This is a genomic window from Priestia sp. 3CA3, from assembly GCF_056836725.1.
Genome location: NZ_JBXENJ010000003.1, coordinates 1 through 21,926, shown reverse-complemented (window position 1 = coordinate 21,926; position 21,926 = coordinate 1). Strand labels below are relative to the sequence as shown.

Annotated in this window: 20 protein-coding genes; 15 read left to right on the top strand and 5 right to left on the bottom strand. The window is 40.1% G+C overall.

The window, feature by feature from the left end:
* Positions 1 to 196: 196 nt before the first annotated feature.
* Genes menC through AC1VNJ_RS09530 form a run of 3 tightly spaced genes read right to left on the bottom strand, consistent with a single transcriptional unit; the run spans position 197 to position 2,959 of the window.
* Positions 197 to 1,306 carry an o-succinylbenzoate synthase gene (gene menC, locus AC1VNJ_RS09540; protein WP_482640720.1) on the bottom strand — a complete coding sequence of 370 codons (1,110 nt, stop codon included), beginning with the start codon at positions 1,304 to 1,306 and terminating at the stop codon, positions 197 to 199.
* A complete protein-coding gene (locus tag AC1VNJ_RS09535) occupies positions 1,303 to 2,130 on the bottom strand; it encodes a GNAT family N-acetyltransferase (RefSeq protein WP_482640719.1) in 828 nt (275 codons plus the stop codon). The genes menC and AC1VNJ_RS09535 overlap by 4 nt, the downstream gene beginning before the upstream one ends.
* A 22-nt stretch (positions 2,131 to 2,152) precedes the next feature.
* A complete protein-coding gene (locus AC1VNJ_RS09530; RefSeq protein ID WP_482640718.1) occupies positions 2,153 to 2,959 on the bottom strand; it encodes a MurR/RpiR family transcriptional regulator in 807 nt (268 codons plus the stop codon).
* A gap of 189 nt (positions 2,960 to 3,148) precedes the next feature.
* Here AC1VNJ_RS09530 and AC1VNJ_RS09525 point away from each other — a divergent pair, with 189 nt between their 5' ends.
* The 9 genes from AC1VNJ_RS09525 (at position 3,149) to AC1VNJ_RS09485 (ending at position 13,805) form a co-directional block, all read left to right on the top strand.
* Entirely contained in the window at positions 3,149 to 4,519 is a 1,371-nt protein-coding gene (locus AC1VNJ_RS09525) for a sigma-54 interaction domain-containing protein (RefSeq protein WP_482640717.1), read from the top strand.
* A 73-nt stretch (positions 4,520 to 4,592) separates the two neighbouring features.
* On the top strand, positions 4,593 to 5,909 hold the full coding sequence (locus AC1VNJ_RS09520; RefSeq protein ID WP_328173052.1) for an aspartate aminotransferase family protein: 1,317 nt from the start codon (positions 4,593 to 4,595) through the stop codon (positions 5,907 to 5,909).
* Between the two features lie 63 nt (positions 5,910 to 5,972).
* Positions 5,973 to 7,379, top strand: coding sequence for a sodium:solute symporter family protein (locus AC1VNJ_RS09515; protein WP_482640716.1), 1,407 nt, complete (start codon positions 5,973 to 5,975; stop codon positions 7,377 to 7,379).
* Between the two features lie 130 nt (positions 7,380 to 7,509).
* The gene (locus AC1VNJ_RS09510; protein WP_482640715.1) at positions 7,510 to 8,847 is read left to right on the top strand and encodes an MFS transporter; all 1,338 of its coding nucleotides are present in this window, start codon (positions 7,510 to 7,512) and stop codon (positions 8,845 to 8,847) included.
* A gap of 319 nt (positions 8,848 to 9,166) precedes the next feature.
* A complete protein-coding gene (locus AC1VNJ_RS09505; protein ID WP_482640714.1) occupies positions 9,167 to 12,196 on the top strand; it encodes an efflux RND transporter permease subunit in 3,030 nt (1,009 codons plus the stop codon).
* 166 nt (positions 12,197 to 12,362) lie between these two features.
* The gene (locus tag AC1VNJ_RS09500) at positions 12,363 to 12,536 is read left to right on the top strand and encodes a hypothetical protein (RefSeq protein ID WP_182028386.1); all 174 of its coding nucleotides are present in this window, start codon (positions 12,363 to 12,365) and stop codon (positions 12,534 to 12,536) included.
* A 91-nt stretch (positions 12,537 to 12,627) separates the two neighbouring features.
* Entirely contained in the window at positions 12,628 to 12,801 is a 174-nt protein-coding gene (locus AC1VNJ_RS09495) for a Fe3+ hydroxamate ABC transporter substrate-binding protein (RefSeq protein ID WP_482640713.1), read from the top strand.
* Between the two features lie 101 nt (positions 12,802 to 12,902).
* Positions 12,903 to 13,166 carry an autorepressor SdpR family transcription factor gene (locus AC1VNJ_RS09490; protein WP_013082079.1) on the top strand — a complete coding sequence of 88 codons (264 nt, stop codon included), beginning with the start codon at positions 12,903 to 12,905 and terminating at the stop codon, positions 13,164 to 13,166.
* Positions 13,167 to 13,805: an SdpI family protein gene (locus AC1VNJ_RS09485; protein WP_482640712.1), complete on the top strand. Its 639-nt coding sequence runs from the start codon at positions 13,167 to 13,169 to the stop codon at positions 13,803 to 13,805.
* A gap of 149 nt (positions 13,806 to 13,954) precedes the next feature.
* Here the strand turns inward: AC1VNJ_RS09485 and AC1VNJ_RS09480 are convergent, their stop codons facing one another.
* Positions 13,955 to 14,947: a DUF3231 family protein gene (locus AC1VNJ_RS09480; protein WP_482640711.1), complete on the bottom strand. Its 993-nt coding sequence runs from the start codon at positions 14,945 to 14,947 to the stop codon at positions 13,955 to 13,957.
* 155 nt (positions 14,948 to 15,102) lie between these two features.
* Positions 15,103 to 15,618: a cupin domain-containing protein gene (locus tag AC1VNJ_RS09475; RefSeq protein ID WP_482640710.1), complete on the bottom strand. Its 516-nt coding sequence runs from the start codon at positions 15,616 to 15,618 to the stop codon at positions 15,103 to 15,105.
* 247 nt (positions 15,619 to 15,865) lie between these two features.
* On the opposite strand from AC1VNJ_RS09475, the gene AC1VNJ_RS09470 reads away from it, so the two are divergent.
* The 6 genes from AC1VNJ_RS09470 (at position 15,866) to AC1VNJ_RS09445 (ending at position 21,901) form a co-directional block, all read left to right on the top strand.
* Positions 15,866 to 16,084 (top strand): hypothetical protein, encoded by a 219-nt coding sequence (locus tag AC1VNJ_RS09470; protein ID WP_482640709.1) that lies wholly within the window; start codon positions 15,866 to 15,868, stop codon positions 16,082 to 16,084.
* The gene (locus AC1VNJ_RS09465) at positions 16,081 to 16,341 is read left to right on the top strand and encodes a hypothetical protein (RefSeq protein WP_482640708.1); all 261 of its coding nucleotides are present in this window, start codon (positions 16,081 to 16,083) and stop codon (positions 16,339 to 16,341) included. The genes AC1VNJ_RS09470 and AC1VNJ_RS09465 overlap by 4 nt, the downstream gene beginning before the upstream one ends.
* A 299-nt stretch (positions 16,342 to 16,640) precedes the next feature.
* Complete coding sequence (locus AC1VNJ_RS09460; RefSeq protein ID WP_482640707.1) at positions 16,641 to 17,402, top strand: alpha/beta fold hydrolase; 762 nt, start codon at positions 16,641 to 16,643, stop codon at positions 17,400 to 17,402.
* 290 nt (positions 17,403 to 17,692) lie between these two features.
* Positions 17,693 to 20,224, top strand: a complete 2,532-nt coding sequence (locus tag AC1VNJ_RS09455) for an EAL domain-containing protein (protein ID WP_482640706.1) — start codon at positions 17,693 to 17,695, stop codon at positions 20,222 to 20,224.
* 57 nt (positions 20,225 to 20,281) lie between these two features.
* Entirely contained in the window at positions 20,282 to 20,926 is a 645-nt protein-coding gene (gene folE / locus AC1VNJ_RS09450) for a GTP cyclohydrolase I FolE (protein ID WP_025749591.1), read from the top strand.
* Positions 20,927 to 20,974: 48 nt separating this feature from the next.
* Positions 20,975 to 21,901 (top strand): NAD(P)/FAD-dependent oxidoreductase, encoded by a 927-nt coding sequence (locus AC1VNJ_RS09445; RefSeq protein WP_482640705.1) that lies wholly within the window; start codon positions 20,975 to 20,977, stop codon positions 21,899 to 21,901.
* Positions 21,902 to 21,926 lie beyond the last annotated feature (25 nt).

Here is a 21,926-nt window from a genome sequence, read left to right as displayed (position 1 = left end):
TTTTTACACCGCTGTTGATTTCCGTGCAAGACTCCGCTTTCCGCGGGCGGTAGAGCCTGGCCCTCCAATCCACAGCTAGAAGCCACTACATAGATGAAACCTACGTTCACGTTTATCATCACAATGAAAAGATCCGAACGGTGTACCGTTCGGATTTTCCTTCAACTAACATACTTTTGTTCCAGCCTGTTTAAGATTAGCAAGTATAGGTTTTTTCGTGTAAAGTTAGCGCTTTTATCTGATCGTGATCAGGTTCATAGCCAATGCCTGGTGTATCGGGAACGGAAATAATACCGTTGTCGACCGTGATTTCCGGATGAACAATATCACGCGGCCAGTATTTAGATGATGCGGCCGTATCTCCGGGAAGTGTAAAATTAGCAAGTGTGGTAATGGCAATATTATGTGCTCGCCCTACACCTGATTCGAGCATACCGCCGCACCATACGGGCACACCGTGAGTTTGACAAAGGTCATGAATTTTTTTGGCTTCGGTTAGTCCGCCTACGCGTCCAATTTTAATGTTAATAATTTGCGTGCTTCCAAGTTTAATAGCTTTTCGAACGTCTTCAGCTGAATGAATGCTTTCATCTAAGCAAATAGGGGTGCTCATGCGGGCCTGCAGTTCAGCGTGATCAATTAAATCATCATGAGCCAACGGCTGTTCAATCATCATTAAATCAAACTCGTCAAGCTGAGCAAGGTGATCAGCATCTGCAAGCGTATAAGCAGAGTTCGCATCAACCATCAGCGGAATAGAAGGGAACTCGTTTCGAACGGCGCGCGTCAAGTTAAGATCCCAGCTTGGCTTAATTTTAATTTTGATCCGCTTATATCCTTCATTCAAGCCGGCTTCAATTTTTCGAAGCGTTTCGTCAATCGTAGGCTGAATGCCAACGCTAAGACCAACTTCAATTTGACTTTTACTGCCTCCTAACGCTTTAGATAGAGAGAGGTTTTGCCTGCGCGCATACAAATCCCAAACTGCGCCTTCTAACGCCGCTTTTGCCATGTAATTGCCTCGAATATGAGCAAAGCGTTGAGATACTTCGTCAGGATGCTGAATTTCTTTCTGTTGAAGCAATGGAATTAAAAAATCCTCCATAATGTGCCAGTTTGTTTTGAGCGTTTCTTCTTTATAAAAAGGATCTGCGCACGCTACGGATTCGGCCCAGCCGGATCGTCCGTCTTCGTCTTGAATTTCTACTAAAATAAAATCTCGATCCACTTCTTTTCCAAGACTTGTCGTAAACGGATGAAGTAAATCCATTTTTAAATGCCGTAAAATGACGTGTTTTATCTTCATTTTTGCACCTCTTTTTTCGTTAAAATATAAAAATGAACGGGTGCGCTGCTTTCTGGATGCTTCATAAAACCTGTTACTTCAAATCCTTTTGCAAAACACGTTTGAAATACGCGTCTTGTTCGCATACGCCAGTCCAATGCTAGAGAAGGAGATACTTCTTTCATTTGCTGAAACGCAGACGGAATAGCGACAGACACGACGTCATGATCCAACCATTTTTCATCAATATCTGTAATAGAAGGAAATCCTTCATCCGTTAACGTCCATTGAATAAGCGATGCGTCCATTATTTGATCTGGCGTATAAAGAGAATGAGCTCGCTTTGTATCCTCTGCCGATGCCCATTCTACAACGAATCGATCAGAAGGCAAGTCAGCATTTAACGGATCATTCATGTCTCCGTAGCAGTTTTCAATATACGTAGAACAAGCGGCTCCAAGCTTTCCGATATTTAAATACCCGTTGGCGCTTTCTAAAGGATCGTACGTCCAGCTAATATATGAATAGCCCTTTTTTTTACTTTCCTGGCGCTGCGCATGCTTAAGTTTGGCACCGATACCCATGCTGCGATAGGCAGGGTCAACTGCTAGTATATGAGAACATAAATACACGCAATCTCCGTCAAACCCTGGGAAACTATATTGAAAGCCAATCAGCTTTTCATTTAGAAACGCACCAAGAACAAGACCTCCGTTTTTAACAGCGGTCAAGGTTTGATGAACGGGCGTGGCTTCTTCTTCTCCCCAGACGCGGCTTTCTAATGCGCGTACGTCTTCTAGTTCAGTGGTTGTTGTAAGTGAACGAATCGTTAAGGCTTCAGTCATTTGTTTACTTCCTTTCTATTATCTATTCTAAAAAGATGCCTTGCTCGGCATAGAGTTTTTCCAAGTGTTCTTGTCGTTTTCCAGCCGTTTTTTCATCTCTTTTTTGCATGCTGCTAATGACAATTTGAGATAGGGCAAGAAGCGATAAAATATGTTCGGTTGTACCGGCTAAAAGCGTGATATCAGCGATTTGACCTACCGGAGACAGACGGCGGTCTGTAATGGCAATGACTTTTGCACCTTGTTTTTTCGCCTGCTGAGCTACTTCGAGCGCTTCTTTTGTATAGCGCGGCAGTGAAAATACAACAACGGCTGATGCGCTCGTGAGATTGCATAGCGTTTCAAGCAAAAAACCTGTTGGAAAAGATAAAAGAACATGATTGCGAAGCTGATTCATTTTATAATACAGCCAGTACGCTGCCGTATGAGATTCGCGGAAACCTGCAATATACACTTGATCACTTTTGATAAGCGCATCTACAGCTTGAGATAAATCCTTTTCGTCAACGGGGGAAAGCCATTCACTAAAAGGTTTCTTTTCTTCCGCTGCAGAATCAGCTGCGGTCTTGTTAGCTGCTTCTTTTGATTCGGCAGAAGAAAGCCATTCTTTTCGCATTAGCTCCTGCAAATCGGAAAAACCATTTAACCCAAGTGCGTAAGCTAGACGAATAACGGTTGTTTCACTGACACCTGCTTCTTTGCCAATTTGCCCGGCCGTGTACAGCGAGCCTTTTTCCGTAAAATTGACGAGAAACTCCGCCACTTTTTTTTGACCGCGAGAAAGGTCAGGAAATTTATGTTTAATTAATTCTTGAAATGATGGATTCATATAGCCTCCTAAAAAAAGAAGTTATAACTTCATAAAAATATATTAATGCATTTTTAACTTCATTTCAATTGCTGTTTCAAAATAAAAAGAAGCCCTCATGATATAATAAATTGATTATTCAAAAATAAATGCCGTATTCAAAAACGAATTGTATTTTATTCAAAAATGAATAGAAAGCAGGGAGCATACATGAATTCAGAATGGAATGAAAATCAGTGGATCCTTCATTCATTAAAAGATGATTTGCTTGTAACGGATGAAAAAGGCATCATTGTCCGAATACATGAAGGAACGGGAAACATTTACGATGTACAAGCTGAAAAACTGCTGGGAAAGTCTGTGTATGAACTTGAAAAACAAGGGTTGTTTACGCCAATCGTTACCCCAATTGTGCTTGAAACAAAGAAGAAAATTACGCTTGTACAAACAACTAAACAAGGCAAGCAAGTGCTCGTTACGGGCATTCCGGTCAAAGATGAAAAAGGCGAGATTAAAAGAATCGTCAGCTATTCTCACGATGTAACGGAGCTGATGGAAATGAAAACATACCTTGATGCGATGGAAGGCGAAATGCAGCGCGTAAAGAGCGAGCTTATGCTGCTGAGGAACCAAAATCTATCAACAGAAGGAATTGTATGCAACAGCGAAAAGATGCAGCACGTTCTTCGTACGGCTGTTCACGTTTCGAATGTGGACGTAAATATTTTACTTTTAGGACAGTCAGGAGTAGGAAAAACCCACTTAGCCAAGCTGATACATAACAAAAGTACAAGAAGCAAAGGGCCGTTTATTGAAGTGAACTGCGGTGCGATTCCAGATCATTTATTTGAGGCCGAACTGTTTGGATACGAAGCGGGTGCTTTTACCGGTGCATCTAAAAATGGAAAGGTGGGGCTGGTCGAATTAGCAGACGGGGGCACGCTTTTTTTAGATGAAGTGGGAGAGCTGTCACCGGCGCATCAAGTGAAAATTTTAAAGCTCATTCAAGAAAAACAGTTTTATTCCGTTGGCGGAAGAAAGCCCAAAACCGTGGACTTTCGCTTAATTGCAGCGACGAACAAAGATTTAGAAAAAGCCGTCGCTGAAAAAGAATTTCGAGAAGATTTGTATTTTCGTTTAAGCGTTGTACCGATTACCATTCCATCTTTGAACGAGCGTCCTGAAGATATTTTTCCGCTGCTCACACATTTTGCCGAGCAGTTTGAAAAGAAATACAACCGAAAAAGAACGTTTGATAATGCGGTTATTCACGCACTGCTTGCACATGAGTGGAAAGGAAACGTACGAGAGTTAATCAATGTGATTGAACACGCGGTGGTTGTGTCTTCACAAACGCTGATTACAATGGAGCATTTGCCGCATTCTCTGCATAGGAAAAAACGGATTCAACACGTTGAAGAACATGGGGAAATGAAGCTTAATGACGCGTTAAACGAGCTGGAAAAAGAGATATTAGTAAGAGCAAAAAAACAGTATAAAACGACAACAGAAATAGGTGAAGCACTCGGAATCAGTCAGCCTTCAGTTGTTAGAAAATTAAAAAAACATTCCGTTTTTTAACGTCTTTGGCACGCTCTTTGCATGTAAAACAAGTACAAACACATTACTTGATAGATTGCGAGGAGGAAGTCAGATGACGCAGGCATCACTTACACAGTTAATGAACAGTTTACCGGATTTACTAGCACCAAGCATGGCGAAAGATCACCCTAATTTACCGGTGGTAAAAGCTGAGGGCTGCTACTACTACGGAGCGGACGGAAAAACGTATTTAGATTTTACATCAGGTATTGCAACAGCGAATACAGGTCATCGTCACCCTAAAGTTGTACAAGCGATTAAAGATAGCGTTGATCATCTTATGCACGGCCCGTCAGGTGTGATTATGTATGAATCCATTTTACAGCTGGCGGAAGAATTAAAAACAGTATTGCCAAGAGGCCTGGACTGCTTTTTCTTTGCCAATAGCGGAACTGAAGCAATAGAAGGAGCGTTAAAACTGGCAAAATACGTGACGCAAAGACCTTATACGGTTTCATTTACGGGCTGCTTTCACGGCCGTTCTCTCGGAGCGCTTAGCGTGACGACATCAAAAAGCAAATACCGGAAATTTCTTCAGCCATCGGGCTTAACGTATCAAGTGCCTTATGCAGACGTGACTCAGTGTCCAAAAGGAGAAGATTCGGAAATCTACTGCGTGGAAAAGTTAGAAAAAGATTTTGACACCTTGTTTAAGCATCAAGTAACGCCGGAAGAAGTGGCGTGCATGATTGTAGAGCCGGTTCTTGGAGAAGGCGGCTACGTAATCCCTCCGAAAGCATGGCTGCAAAAAATAAGAGAAGTATGTGATAGACACGGCATTCTGCTTATTTTTGACGAAGTGCAAACAGGGTTTGGACGTACCGGCGAGTGGTTTGCAGCTCAAACGTTTGACGTGACGCCTGACATTATGGCAATCGCAAAAGGCATAGCATCAGGACTTCCGCTAAGTGCTACCGTAGCTTCCAAACAGCTCATGGAAAAGTGGCCGATTGGTACACATGGAACCACTTTTGGAGGCAATCCAATCGCTTGTTCAGCGGCGCTTGCGACGCTAGACGTACTAAAAGAAGAAAAGCTGATTGAAAACTCAAAAGCAATGGGGAAATATGCAGCGGATCAGCTTCAGCATTTAAAAGCGAAGCATGAAGTGATCGGAAGCATTCGTTCAGTAGGACTAATGATTGGAATTGAAATTATTAATCCGAAAACAAAGCAAGGTGACGGAAATCTTCTTCTTGAGATTTTAGACAAATGTTTGGAAAAAGGGGTGCTGTTTTACCTTTGCGGAAATAGCGGAGAAGTGATTCGAATGATTCCTCCTTTAACGATTACAAAAGAAGAAATTGATGCCGGGCTTCGGGTATTAGATGAAGCATTAACAGAAATCACAAGTCTTCACGTGATCTAAAGCTTTAAAAAGCTCTTTGTTTCAATGAAAGATAGATTGACCCACAATAAGGAGGAATCTGTTATGAACGGACTGGATATGACGGTTATGTTTGTCTATTTTGGCGTATTGGTTGTAGCTGGTATTATTGGCTCGTTAAAAGCAAAGTCATCAGAAGATTTTATTTTAGCCGGACGAAACTTAGGAATGTTCATGTATTTAGGGTGTTTGTCTGCCGTTATTTTAGGCGGAGCGTCGACGATTGGAACGGCGCAGCTTGGCTATGAGCACGGGCTGTCTGGCATTTGGTTTGTAACGATGATTGGACTTGGGATCATTACGCTTGGCACGATTTTTATTAAGCGAATTTCGTCGTTGAAAGTGACGACTATCAGCGAACTGCTAGGAAAAAGATATAACGCTCAAGCGCAAATTATCAGCGCCGTTGTTGCCGCTATTTATACACTCATGGTATCAGTCACTCAAGTGATTGGAATGGGAACGATCATTCATGCGTTGCTTGGATGGAACATGACGGCATCGATGTTAATTGGCGGTTCGATTGTTTTGTTCTATACGATTCTAGGCGGAATGTGGAGCGTAACGGTTACTGATATTATTCAATTTGTTGTGATGACGGTGGCGATTTTTGGATTTATGCTTCCAATGAGTGTATCAGAAGCAGGAGGTTTCAAAACGCTTACCGGAGATTTGCCATCATCTTATTTTGATTTTTCATCCATTGGGTACGGTCAAATCTTTCAGTATTTCCTTCTGTATACGCTTGGCATGGCAGTTTCTCAAGATATTTGGCAGCGGGTATTTACGGCGCGAACAGAAAAAATTGCGCGAAACGGCTCCGTTTTTGCAGGCGTGTACAGCATTGCCTACGCAATTGCCGGAAGTGTAATTGGAATGTGTGCATATTTGCTGCTGCCAAACGCAGAAAGCAGTCAAAGCATTTTTGCGACGCTTGCGATTCAAATTCTGCCTCAAGGGTTATTAGGTCTCGTGCTGGCAGGCGTTTGTTCGGCGCTGATGTCAACTGCTTCCGGAACGCTGCTTGCGTCTTCTACGCTGATTAGTAACGATATCATTAAAAAAGTATGGCTTAAAAATATTTCAGAGAAAAATTATTTAATTTTAACCCGTGTGAATACACTTATTGTCGGCGTGCTTGCTATTATTTTTGCTCTTTGGATTCAAGACGTACTTGTTGCTCTAGACGTGGCTTATGCCATTTTATCAGGAGCGATCTTTGTTCCGTTTGTTGTCTCGCTGTTTTGGAAAGACATTCATCCAAAAGCCGGAGTTTCAGCGATTGTTGTCAGTACGCTAGTAGTACTTGGAGGTCTATTGATTGAAGGGCTTTCTTCTACCACGCCAATCCTATACGGAATTTCAAGCAGCATCATTGTAATGGCTGGGTTTGCGGTTATGGCTCGAAACAAAGAACTGTCTGATCAAGAAAAGGTTCAAGAAGATATGTGAATAAGGGGGTAAAAAGCTTCTCATAGTAAAGTGAGAAGCTTTTTAGCATTTTGTATGCATAAGTATAGACAACAAACGCCAAGGAGGAGTACACTAGACGCTCAGATTATAGAGATAAGGAGATTGGTACATGAAAAGCAGAACGTCTGTAATGGTTAGTATTGTGCTGGCAATGCTAGTGGCTTCGCTTGATTCAACGATTATGAATACGACGATGCCCGTTATTGCAAAAGAGCTTGGAAGATTTGATTTGTACGCGTGGTCGTTTGCTTCGTACATGATTGCAAGTACGATTTTATCTCCGGTAGCGGGAAGATTATCGGATTTGTTTGGCCGCAAAAAAGTATTTGGGTTTGGAATTATTGCTTTTTTAATTGGTTCGATGCTTTGCGGCGTGGCGAATACGATGATTCAGCTTGTTCTTTTCCGGGCGGTTCAAGGAATAGGAGCCGGGTTTATGGTGGCGTTTCCCGCTATTATTGCCGGAGACTTATTTCCAGTTGAGAAACGAGGGAAAATTCAAGCGCTGTTTACAACGATGTGGGGATTATCAGCTGTGTTGGCTCCGCTTTTAGGCGCTTTTTTTGTGGATTATTTAACGTGGAGATGGATTTTCTTTATTAATTTACCGGTATGTATCGTCTCATTTCTAGCGTTAATGCCGTATCAGGAAAGCTATGAGCCGAAAAGAGCAAAAGTCGATTACATCGGCGCTATTTTGTTTGGAGCGGGCGTTACCTCACTGCTGCTTGTGACAGTAGTGGAACAAAACCGAATTGTGTATGCAGTCGTTGGACTTATTTTATTAGTGATCTTTTATTTGCATGAACGAAAACATGCTTCTCCGATTGTACCGTTGTCTATGTTCCAAAACAAAACGCTGTCATGGATTAATATTAATGCGTTTATTGGAACGGTGGCTTTATTCGGAACGTCAAGCTACATTCCGTTATTTTTACAGCGAGTAGCGCATTTGTCACTGTTTATGAGCGGAGTGGCGCTGTTAGGAACAGCGGTTGGATGGATGTCTGTGTCCGTGCCTGCAGGTAAATGGATTTTAAAACACGGCTACAGAAAGCTGTTGTTAATCGGAAATGTGCTGCTGGTTGGCTCAGGAACACTGCTGCTGATGCTAAATGAAAGTCACGGCTTCTTTTATGTGTTTTGCGTCATGATTGTCCAAGGACTATCGTTTGGACTGCTTTCTACGGTTGGCGTCATTGGTGTACAGCAATTAGTAGGAGGACATGAAAGAGGTATTTCAACGTCATTTTTTATGTTTTGCAGAAACATGGGAACAGCCATCGGCGTTACCATCATGGGTGCGTTGCTAACTTCAGGCGGAAGCTTTATGGCGGGCATTCATCACTTGTTTTTATTTGGCTTTGCCGGAAGCATCGTGGCTTTATTAACGTCTTTAAAAATTCAAAACGATACGGAATCAAAGCACAGCCGAGCTGCTAGTTGAGGGAATTTATGCTAAATATGTTTATTTCATAAAAAAACGGGAAGAAACCAAATAAGGTCATAGAATTGCCTGAAAAATCGTAGGCATATTCTTCTTCTTCTTTCACTTACTACATGTGGGACGCCGGGTATCGGCGTCTTTTTTTGTGCTGTAAAGGAGCTGCTTATATTATCCATAAATAATCTCGTTCAAATAATGGGACTTTTTACAAAAATAAGTCTTTAAATGGTAAGAAACATTAGGTATAATTTAGTGGTTATTTAGCATATTTTAGAAATGTTTGGCTAAGTTTGTACGAAAAAGTGAAAGGGGAAATTTCATGTCTTGGCTCACCAAATGGTCGTTCAAAAATAAAGCGGCTATCACCATTATGTCTATTTTAATTTTAGCTTTAGGAGTCATTAGTTATTTTACACTTCCGATGGAATTCCTGCCGACCGCTGATCAGCCTCAAGTATCAGTAGTGGTTATGGGGCAAGGAACGGATGCGGATTCTATGGAAAAACAAGTGACGTCACCGATTGAAGAAGCGGTAGCCGGTGTTAAAGGAAAAAGCAACGTGTATTCGACGACGGGAGACGGCTATTCCAAAATCGATATTTCATTTGAATCCAAAACGGATATGAAAGAAGCAAAAACAAACGTCCAAGAAGCGCTGTCTTCCGTGCAACTTCCAGCCAGCGTATCAAAGCCTAATGTTATTCAATTAAATACCTCTATGATTCCCATCGCAGATATTTCACTCACATTTAAAGAAGGATTAACAAGAAACAATCTGGATCTTGCAGAGAAAAAACTGATCCCTAAATATAAAGACATTAAAGGCATTGCGAGTGTTCAAACATATGGAACAGCGGATTCCTACGTGTCTATTAAAGTTGATAATAAAAAATTGTCACAAAAGAACGTGACGATTGATAAAGTCATCAGCGTGTTAGAAGGAAAAAACGCGTCGCTTGCAGTTGGAGAAAAAGTCATTAATAACAAGTCGAGCAACATCAACGTAACAGGTAAAGTTGACAGCTTGGACAAAGTGAAAAAGCTGCCAGTTGCACCGAATGTAACGCTAGGCGACCTTGCAAAAGTAGAAGTGAAAAAGCCTGAAGGCGTCGTGACGCATATTAACGGAAAAGATGCACTTTTACTTATTGTGACAAAAGACAGTCACTCAAACGCCGTTAGCATTACAAAAGAAGTAAAAAAACTGTCTCAGCAAATTAACAAAGACTATAATACTGTAAATGCTTCTGTATTTTTTGCAACAGGGGACAGCGTACAAAATTCTGTTCATTCCATGATGAAAGAAGTGTTGCTAGGCGCACTTTTTGCGACCATTGTCATCATGCTGTTTTTACGCAGCGTTCGCTCTACGTTTATCACAATTGTATCCATTCCGCTATCGCTTTGCTTTACGCTTTTCCTATTGTCCAAATCAGGCGTTACGCTCAATATTTTAACGCTTGGAGGAGTAGCGGTAGCGATTGGGAGATTAGTAGATGATAGCATTGTTGTCATTGAAAACATCTTCCGGAAAATGCAAAAAGAAAAGTTTTCGCTTGGTTTAATTATTGATGCCACAAAAGAAGTAGGCTCTGCTATTACCGCTTCTACGTTAACGACAGTAGCCGTCTTTTTACCAATCGGCCTTGTAAACGGAGGGCTTCAGGACTTTATGCTTCCGTTTGCTCTAACGCTGACGTATTCATTGCTGTCTTCACTAATTGTCGCACTTACGGTTGTGCCGTTAATGAGTGCAGGATTATTAAAAAATGAAAAAATTCGCAAGCACAAGCAGCCGGTTCGTTTTACAAAGGTCATTACGTGGTCGCTTAATCATAAATGGGTTGTGCTGCTGCTTTCGCTGCTTTTATTTGTCGGATCTATTGGCGCGTACACGATGATGCCTAAAGGAGCGGTTGATAACTCTTCATCTGACTTTGTAGGCACAACGTTAAGCTATCCAAATAACACGCCAATTAAAACCGTAGAAGAAAAATCACTGCAGCTTGAACGCTATATTTTAGCTCAAAAAGAAGTAAAAGAAATATACATGCAGCTTGGTAATACGGACGAAGGAGCCAAGTGGGGAGACGTTGGTTCACCTACTGAAGCTACGTATACGATTACCGTAAAAGACAGTGGAAACACGGATTCACTAATGAAACGAATCCAAAATCAAAAGAAACTCTATGACGGAGGGGATCTTAGCGTAAGTGCTGCTTCACTAATGGGAGCGTCTACTACTTCGATTACCGTTGATGTAATTGGAAATGACATGAACAAGTTAGAAAAGACGGCAAGCAGCATTAAGAAAGAAATAAGCGATATAAAAGGAGTAGACAAAGTTTCTACGAACCAAGACGAAAAGAAAACGATTTACTCTTTAGACGTAGATCCAACAAAAGCGAATACACAGCAAGTAGCGCAGCAGCTTGGCGTTATGCTGAATAAAACGCCGATTGGAGCGATAGATTTAGAAGGCAAGCAAGCAAACGTACTTCTTGAATCTGTCCTGAATCCCACGTCATCAAAAGAGTTAAAAGATATTTCCATTATGACAGAGACAGGACCGTCACCTGTTTCAAAAGTGGCTTCGCTAACGCAAGCTGAAAAGCCAACCAATCAGTTTCATAAAAACGGAGACCCGTATATTCAAGTAACAGCGGATGTCAATCCAGAAAAGCTTTCAGAAATTAATAAGAACATCCAAACAGCGATTTTTGGAGACGGTAAGAATAAAGGACTGTCGATTTCAAAAGATGTTGACGTTGTAATCGGAGGAGCAAGCACTCAGCAAGGAGAAGATTTCTCTGACTTGTTCATTACAATGCTTGTGTCGATTGGTATTGTGTTTTTAATTATGGTGATTACATTTAAAACGATCCGCACGCCGTTTGCGATTTTATTTTCGCTTCCGCTTGCTGCAATCGGTGCCGTTTTAGGATTATTAATCAGCCGCATTCCAGTAGACGTAACGGCTCTACTTGGAGCACTGATGCTGATTGGTATTGTTGTAACCAACGCCATTGTACTATTAGACCGCGTGAAGCAAAATGAAAAGAAAATGATTATGCGCGATGCCATTGTGGAAGCAGCCGCTACGCGTATGCGTCCAATTGTCATGACGTCTGCTGCTACGATTTGTGCGATGCTGCCGCTTTTATTTAAACAAAGCGAAAGCGGAAGCCTTGTTTCTCAAAGTCTTGCAGTCGTTGTAATCGGAGGATTGGCCGTTGCAACTCTTCTTACGCTTGTAGTCATTCCGGTTGTATATGAACTGCTTCATTTCAGAAAATCGAAAAAGCAAAGAATACAGCAAAAACAGCAGGAAGACGTAACGCCGCTATAATGTTTAAAAGAGGCTAGAACATAAGTAATTTAGTTGAAGGAAGAGGCTGTGACAAAAGGATTTTAGACAAAATGAAAACCGAACCATTAATCAAGATGTTTGATTCGTGGTTCGGTTTTCTTGTTAGGGTAAACATAGGTTTCATGTGTGTAAGTCTTTCTAGCAGTTGATTGGAGGGCAAGGCGAAGACTCCTGCGGGAAAAGCGGAACAGGTGAGACCCCGCAGGAGCATATGCGACGAGGAGGCTCAGCGGCCGCCCGCGGAAAGCGAAGCCTTGCACGGAAATCAACTGCGGTGTCACAAGCGGCTCAGCTCATTCTCTCATTTGTTTGTCTTTAGCTGGAATTGATTTGGTTACGTTCCAGCCTCTTTTTTATGAAACTTTTTGACTAGTCAAACGTATAGTTAGATAAAGAAATGGAGGGGTAGTATGTTTGGAATAAAAGAGCAGTGTTCCATTTGTCAAAAAGAAATTCAGCCGAATGAAGAAGTATGGATGCGAATGAAGTATCCAAGTAAAAGAGGCATGACCGAAATTAAAGCTTTCCTACATCAAGAAGCGCAGTTTGTATGCATGGACTGCTTTGAAAAAACAAAAAAATGAGTCAAAGCCGTACTCTTTTCAACATATTGACATAGTATACTTTATAGTTTAATATTTAGATAATTATCTAAATACCTAAATATGATGGAGATGAACTTCAATTGAATGAAACGTTTAAAGCCTTAGCGGATCCTACTCGCAGAAAGATTTTAGAGCTGCTAAAAGAACGGGATTTAACCGCAGGAGAAATTTCCGAGTATTTTAATATGACCAAACCAAGCATCTCAAATCATTTAAAAATCTTGAAGCAAGCGGACCTCGTTCAAGATGAAAAAAGAGGGCAGTTTGTGATTTATTCGTTAAATACAACCGTTTTTCAAGATTTAATCGGCTGGTTTTTCAGCTTTCAGAAAGGAGAGAGTTAAATGAAAAAGCACGTATTTCCTTTAAGCATTACCGTTTTAACACTAGTTGCATGGCTGATTGCACTTCCGCATCTTCCAGCTACGATGCCCATTCACTGGGGAGCAAATGGAGAAGCAGACGGATTTGCCACAAAGATAAATGCAATGATTTTAACAGTAGGAATCATGGTACTTATTTATTTTGTCATCGCCTTTGTTCCGCGAATTGATCCGCGTAAAGAAAATTATAAGTACTTTTCAAAAACGTATAATATCCTGTTAAACGCCGTACTGCTATTATTCTTCTTTGTAAATATGAGCACTATTTTACAGGGGCTGGGCTATAACGTGCCGATGTCGTACATTGCTCCGATTATGGCTGGACTCGTTTTTATCATTATCGGAAACTACTTGCAGCGCGTACGCTCTAACTATTTTATGGGGATTCGTACACCGTGGACATTGAGCAATGAAAACGTATGGAAAAAGACGCATCGGTTGTCGGGAAAGATCTTTTTTATCGGCGGATTGTTAATACTCATTAGCGCTTTTTTACCTGATGGATACAAGTCAGTTATCATGTGGGGAAGTATCGTTCTGTGCGTGGCGGTTCCTTATCTGTATTCGTACGTGGCGTATAAAAAAGAAATGAATATGTAAGCATACCAAAAAATCCGGTGAACATACCGGATTTTTTTATGGATAACATATCAGCCGTAACGCCACCGTTCATGTCACGCCGGCTGATGGGAATAAACAAAGCATAAAGTATGAAACGCGTTTCAGGTCAAGAGCTGCTATAAAAAAACTTACATTTCTTTACGATCGCTTGCTTCAGGCGGCTTTTCAATCCACCCGTTTTTAATCATCACTTCGCTGCAGCGCCCCGCTACTTTTAAGTCTCGTAAAATACACGCTTCACAGTGCCCGACAATATCAAGCCTCATGCTGGTAGTCATTGCCGTTGCGTAATAGGTAATGGCTACTTTAAACATTGCGCCTGCATGAAACGTCATCAGCTTTTCTGAAAAAGGCGCGTGCGTAGACGTTGTGATTTCATTATCCAAAAGCGGAGGCGTATGAAGGTTTTCTTCGTGCATAATGGAAGAATAAAGCTCAATATGCTTGTGGGCCACATCAAGCCCCGTCTCCATGACTTTCCGCACGTCTTTTCGTTTGCTCACTTGTTTAAAAGCAATTAAAAGCGCTTTGGTTGCCATGCTTTTGCGCAAATTAAAATAAATATTTCCCGCTTCCGTTGCGTTTAAAAGGCGCTGCTTTCCGACAAAATCAAGAGCGTAAGCCAAGTCGGTGATCGGCTCTTGTTGTTTCGGATTTAAAAAATAAGGAGCCGGCACATAAAGATTTTTTGCTAAAAGCAGGTCGAGAGACCGATTATATACTTCCATCACGTCCAAATTACACTGATGATAATAATCTCGAAGATCTCGGCGAACGGACACGCTAAATGAAATGCCGTATCCTGCCAAGCCGTGAATCGTCATGTCGTGAAGATACTTGAGCCAAAACGAGTCTGTAAAAAGCGGAGGTGCGTGCAAGTCCACATCTTCATCTGTAAAACCTTTTGGCAGCGGAAAATGTTCAGCATGAAAAATGGCAGTCAGCAGCTCAATATGCTTTTTCGATAGCTCTAGCGAAAAGGCAAACAGCGACCAAATCTCTGCATCCGTAACCGTTGCAAGAACGTGTTTTGCTACACAAACCGCCAGCGTATCCTGCTGATACTGCGCGCATAGACTCGTTATTTCAGGCGAAGTCAAACGCTTGCTTTCTGCGTTCAATTGGCTTTCCTCCTATCTATAAAAATGGCACGTATTTATGAAAAAACAGATAAGTATAGTGTGGACAAAGGTGTGTTAAATTATTCCATAGGTCAAATTGAAATCAAAATAGAAAAAAGACCTCCCCGGTAAAGAGCAGATCTTTATGTATTGGTTTATTTTTTATTCATTTCTTTTTCAATTTCAGGATAGGTAATGCCGTATTTTTTAGAGACGGTAACTAAACCGATAATTTCTTCTTCAGTAGGTGGTCCCACTTGCGGCAGAGGAGCATTTTCAGGAACGGAAGTACCCAGTTCTTTAACGAATGAATCAAAGCCTGCAGGAGAAGCAGTAAGGATAAATTCTGTTTCTTCTGGTCCGGTTACAAAGCGGTGCTGAATACCTCGAGGAGCAAAAACATAATCGCCCGCTTTTGCTTCAATGATTTCTTCTCCTACGTAAAAAATCATTGAGCCGCGCTTTACGTAAAACGTTTCGTCTTCATGTTCGTGAAGATGAAGCGGGGGACCTTGGTTTGCTGGTTTTACTACGTGTGCCACGGCGTAAGCTCCGTTTGTATCTTCACCTGCTACAAGAAGCGTTACTTTTTCATCAAGAAAATGAAATGTATTTTGATCGTGTGGCGTACGGTGAAAAGCGTTTGTTAACTGATTATGAGTTGCTGTCATCCTTTTATCTCCTTTAAAAACATATTTTGAGATTATTGTATACTAATATGGACATTTTGTGTGCAAGATAATAGTTAAAAAGAATTATTTATTTACATTTATTATCTTTTTGTGGTTCTATTGTTATTGTTTGTGGCTTTTCTATAGAATTTTCTTTATCTATTTTCCAAAACTACCCAGTATGCTAACGTAAAGATAGAATTCCTAAATGGATAAGTGATATATGAGATGTAAAAGGAGAGTTTCGATGAAGTTGTTTAAAGATGCCTCTAAACAGGAGCATCAAAATTGGAATAAAGCTGTGTCGGCAGGTTTTTATATACTTTTATTGCTGCTGTTTGTGAACGTAATAATGTATACCTATAAAGGTGCTGAGTTAGTGTCGTCGCTCTTGATGTTTTGGACAGGGATTATTGTGACGTTTGGCTATCAGTTTATTTTAAATCGAAAAAGTGAGAAAAAATGAAAAAACAGCCTTGGCACCGTTCAGAAAAGTTTCTGATGCTGCTGTGCTTTTTTACGCCACCCATTGGTTATGTGGCGGTGATCGTGAATAAGAAAAAGCTAAGCCGAGAACAGTGGCTGAGTAACTTAACAGTAGCGACTATTATAATATCCATATGGCTGCTGAAGTTTTTACCACATCAGTGGGGAACGATTATTTTACTAACGGGAGCCGGAATCTACTGGTATCACCGAATATTGAATAAGTTTAAAAAATAAATATGTCCAGTTATAAAAAGGTTTTATCCATTTGTAAACAAGAATTATGCAATGTTCCCAGACAAGTACATTAATAAATACAAAAAATGCTCTCTAAGCATTTTTTGTATTATTTTTTTGTTCTGTTAGTAGTATAATAGTAACCGTTAGTTAATGAGTATATAGAATTATTATTTTTGAAAAAAATAGGGTTTTTGAGCATTTTATTTCATAATTTAATTTTTTATACCACAGATTTCAGAAGTGGATGACTTTTGACCTGACGTAGTGAAAAATACAACAGCTGAGGTAAGGGAAACATGAAAGATGCCATTATTTTTTTGCACGGAATTGTAGGAAATCACAGCGTATTTGCTAAAGAGATGGATGTATTAAAAAACGACTATTACTGCACTTCGTACGATTTTTATCCTTTAAAAAATGTGAACCTGGATGATTCGTTTTCATTGCAGGTGTTTGTTGAACAGCTTTATACCCACTACATACAAATGAATATTAAAAAAGCTCATTTGTGTGCACTGAGTTTTGGCTGTCTTATTGCTTTGTCATTTGTACAAAAGTATCCACATATGGTGGCCAGCTTAACGTTTATAGGAGGTTACTGCTGTAATGTTCCCTCTGTCTATCATACAAACCTTCTTCAGCTGATGGATAGAAGAAGACAGCTTAGCTACAATGAATGGTTAAAAGAGTGCGTTCGAGCGCTTAACCCGAATCGAAAAGAAATTCTAGAAGACTCAGAAGCTATATTCTTGGAAAGTGCACGTTTGCTACAGCCTTCTTTGTTTGAAAGAATCGTGCGAATAAATTTGGGAGTAAACTCTGAATTTGTATTGCGTGAAGTGAACGTCCCTATTTTATGGATAATGGGAGAGTACGATGAGTTGTATAAAGGAACATTAGGGAACTTAGAACAATACGTTCCTCATGTACAGTATAGAGAGATTAAAAGAGCTGGTCATGTCGCACACATCCACCAGCACCTTCAATTTATGCTGATTTTTAAACCTTTCCTTCGTCAACAATCTTTAGAAAAAATAAGTTTAAACCCTTCTTTTTAAAACCTTAGACACGCAGCAGACAAATTTTTCTCCTTGATATTTCAGAGGAAACAGTTAGAATATGATAAGAATATAAATTTATTCTAAAGATGTAAATAAAAGTGTTTATTAATATATTTTTGCATGTTTTATAGTGATTTTAAATTGAGCCAACCAACTAGGTTGGTTTTTTGCATGAATTCATTGTTTTGAGTGAAAATGGCAGCATATAGTCCGATGTAAATTTAGAACACATGAATATGTTTTTAAAAAAATTAGATTAAGTTTTTACTAACAGGAGGCCATCACGAGTGTCGATAAAGAAAAAGCTATCGCTATTTTTTACTTTGTTGGTATTGTGTATTCTACTGGCGAATAATACGCTGCACTACATTCGGTCAAAAAATAGATTGATAGAATTTAACCAAAAGGAAATTACGCTGGTGACAGAAGAAATTGGGTACGAAGTAGAGAATTCCAAAAACAGTGCTTTATATTTGGAAGATCGAATGGGACAAGAATTACGAACGGCTTCCATTGCGATACAAAATTCGTTACCTGCTGATTACCATGATATTAGCAATGAACAATTAAAAAAATTAGCTGAAAAGGTTATGGTATCCCACATTACATTACTAGCCCCTGTAGGAGACGATATTGTAGGCGTGAGGTCTTCTGATGCTGATGAAGTCAATATGTCTACAAAGGAGTGGGGATTTTGGTATACGTCTTTTAAGCAGCTTCTTTCTAAGCAGCCAGTTACGACGACGCGAGGGGTAACTCTGCCTCATTTCTGGAGCGGGCCAATTGAAGTGGCTTCTAGTAACCCTGATCACATTGATAAATGGGGTTATTATTACGACGGGTCTACTAATTATATTATAAACCCTTATTTCCGCGATAATCATGTGTTTGATGTTGAAAAAAAGTTTGGTCCAACGAACGTTATGAACCGTTTTACCAAAAAGCTTGATGGTGTTCTTGAACTAACTGTTTTTAACCCGGAAACGTTCGGAGAGAAAAATCAAAACGTATATTTGAATGGAAATAAATACATCAGAATAGATGATCGGCCCATTTGGTACGGAACATATATGTATCGAAACACCTCCCATGACAAAAAGTTAATTCACGATGCCTTAAAAACTGGAAAATCCCAAAGTTATCTCACTGAAATCAATCATAAAAAAATACTAAAAACATTAGTACCAATTAAAGAAAAGAACTCTCCAACCTATGTAATAGGTGTTGTCTATGACTACGGACTTATTGAAAAAGAACTGCAGCAAGAATTAATCAAACATTTATTATTGTCTCTTCCTTTTATCTTTCTTGTGCTCATTACAAGCTCTATTTTCTCAACATCCATTACGCGGCCTATTAAACGAATTATGGGGCATGTGAATCAAATTGCCAAAGGTAATTTTGGCAAGGTCCTGAATACAAGAAGGAAAGATGAGCTAGGAGGGCTCGTGGCAAATATCAACGACCTTTCTCATTTTTTGAAAACATATGTGGACGATTTAAAAAAGAGTCAGGAAGAAAGTGAGTATCATGCATACCACGATTTTTTGACAGGGTTGCCAAACAGAAGGTATTTTAAAGAAGAATTAAACAGGCGATTAATTGAGTCGAAGGACAAATCCATTGATCATGTAGCCGTACTATTTATGGATATAGATCGATTTAAAGATATCAACGATACATTGGGACATTCAAAAGGAGACAAGCTCATTCAAATAGTAGCTAACCGTATTAAAGAGTGTCTGCCTTCTTCCAACAGCTTTCTTACAAGGCAAGGAGGAGATGAGTTTGTTATTTTGTTTAGCGACTTTGCCCCAAACGAAGTTGAACTTATCGCCGAGAAGATGCTTGCATATGTTCAGCAGCCTTGCTACATTGACAATGACGAAATTTTTGTCAGCATGAGCAGCGGTTTAAGCTTTTATCCGAATCATTCTACGAACTTAGACACGCTTATTACGTATGCAGACGTGGCCATGTATGCTTCAAAAAGAAACGGCGGAAATAAGGTGACGATTTACCACGACTCTTTAATTAAGAAGCAGACAGAAAGGGTACAAATCGAAACGCGCTTGCGAAAAGCGATTCAAAAAAGTGACATTGACGTTTACTATCAGCCGAAAATAGAAGCAAAGCGCAATGTGATAACCGGCGTAGAAGCATTAGTTCGCTGGAATGACGAAGAGCTTGGATTTGTTTCTCCGGAAGTATTTATCCCTATAGCAGAAGAAGCTGGTTTGATTCACTCCCTGTGGGAAGTTGTCATGAAGAAAGCTTGTTCTCAAGTCAGCAAATGGAACAAGGACCGAAACGAAAAAATGACGCTGGCGGTTAACTTTTCTCCGCGGCAATTTCAAGATCCGATTGTGTTGGTTAATGAAATACAGCAATTTCTTTTGCTCCATCGATTTGATCCCAAATGGTTTGAAATGGAAATCACGGAAAGTACATTGCTGATGAACGCAGAAGAAACGATTAAGGCTTTACATCTGTTAAAGAAATATGGTATATCAATTTCTATCGATGATTTTGGAACCGGATATTCTTCGTTGAGTTATTTAAAAAAATTACCAATCGATTGTTTAAAAATCGACCGGTCTTTTATCCAGGATATTCAAGAAGATTACAGCAACAGTGAAATTGCACAGGCGATTATTAGCTTATCTCAAAGCTTAAAGCTGCAGGTAATCGCAGAAGGGGTAGAAGAAGAATATCAACAAGCGTTTTTAATAAAAAATGACTGTAATCACATGCAGGGATACTTGTTTAGCAAGCCTCTTGCTGCAAAAGATTTTGAAGCAGCGTTTTTAAATTGCTGAAGCAAAACCATCATTTGAAAATAAACTTACTAAGAAAAGGGAAGAGGAAATAGAAATATGGCACTTAGTACACAAAATTTAATTGCTCAAAAATTTTTAGAAACAGTAGGCACGAATTCAACTGAAATAGATAAGAAAATAGGTCAAGCTGACACATTTATGAATGCAGTAAAAGAACTGATTGATTTATGCGGAGATAATCCGGAAAGAGACGGTCTTGAAGAGACGCCGTACCGCGTATTGAAGGCATTTTTAGAATACACGGAAGGCTACCGAGAAGATCCGAAAGCTCATTTGGAAAAAACATTTGATGTGAATCACAATGAATTGGTGTTGATACGAGATATTGAATTTCACTCAATGTGTGAACATCACTTTGCGCCGTTCTTTGGCGTTGCTCACGTTGGGTATATACCGGATAAAAAAATCACCGGTTTATCTAAAATCGCTCGTACAGTAGAAGGATACGCAAAGAGATTTCAAGTTCAAGAGCGTCTAACAAATGAAATTGCAGATGCAATCGAAGAAGTGTTAGAGCCGAAAGGAGTTATGGTGATTATTGAAGCCAAGCATATGTGCATGTGCGGAAGAGGAATTAAAAAATCTTCAGCTTCTACAGCCACTTCATCCGTTCGAGGTACATTTATGGAAAAACCAGAGGTTCGAGGAGAATTTTTATCTCTTTTACAGCGACAAATGTAAAGAAACAAAAAGCCATATAAGCTGAGAAGCAGAAGCGAGGTGAGCTGTATGCAACAGGTTGACGTACTGATTATTGGCGGAGGACCCGCTGGTATCTCTGCTGCCGTGTGGTGTAAAAGGCTAGGCGTTGAGTGCTTGCTTCTTGAAGAACAGGCACAGTTAGGCGGACAGCTGTTTACGATTTATAATGAAATTATTGATTATCCCGGAATACAAGCGGAAAATGGAATTGAAATGCAGCGTAAAATGGTTCAGCATTTTATCGATATGGACTGCTTATATGAAGCGAATACAAAAGTAATTTCCATTGACGAACGTTCTAAAACAGTAAAAGTAAGGCAGCAAGAAACAGAAAAAGAAATTGGCTATACGTATCTTATTTTAGCAACGGGCTCTAGTCAGCGAAAGCTCGGAGTGCCTGGTGAGCAGCAAATGATTAACCGAGGAGAAGTATATTCTGCTTCAGCAGACGGAGAACGGTTAAAAGGTAAAAGGGTTGCTCTCATTGGTGGAGGAGACAGGGCTTTTGAAGGAGCACATCTTTTAGCATCACAAGCAAAACAAGTATATCTGATTCATCGTTCTACGCATTTCAAAGCAAGAGAGCAATATGTTGAAAAAGTTCTTTCCGACCCCGGTGTTAAAGTGATGACAGATACCGAAGTGACGGCTATCCACGGAAAGCATCACGTCACATCGATCGATTTGAAAAGTAAAAACAGTGAATGTAAGAACCTATCGGTAGACGCAGTGCTGATTAGACTAGGCGTAGCGCCCAATGTTGAACTTATTAAAGAAAAAGTCACCACGACACAAAGCGGGCTCATCGTTATTAATGAAGTGCATCAAAGCAGCAACCCAGCTATTTATGCAATTGGAGACGCGTGCACGACTCCCTTGTTTTCTAGTATCAGCTCTTCAGCCGGTCAAGGAGCGATTGTAGCCAAGCATGTATCGAGTCTTTTGAATGATTGATAATATAAAAAAGCATCTATCAAAT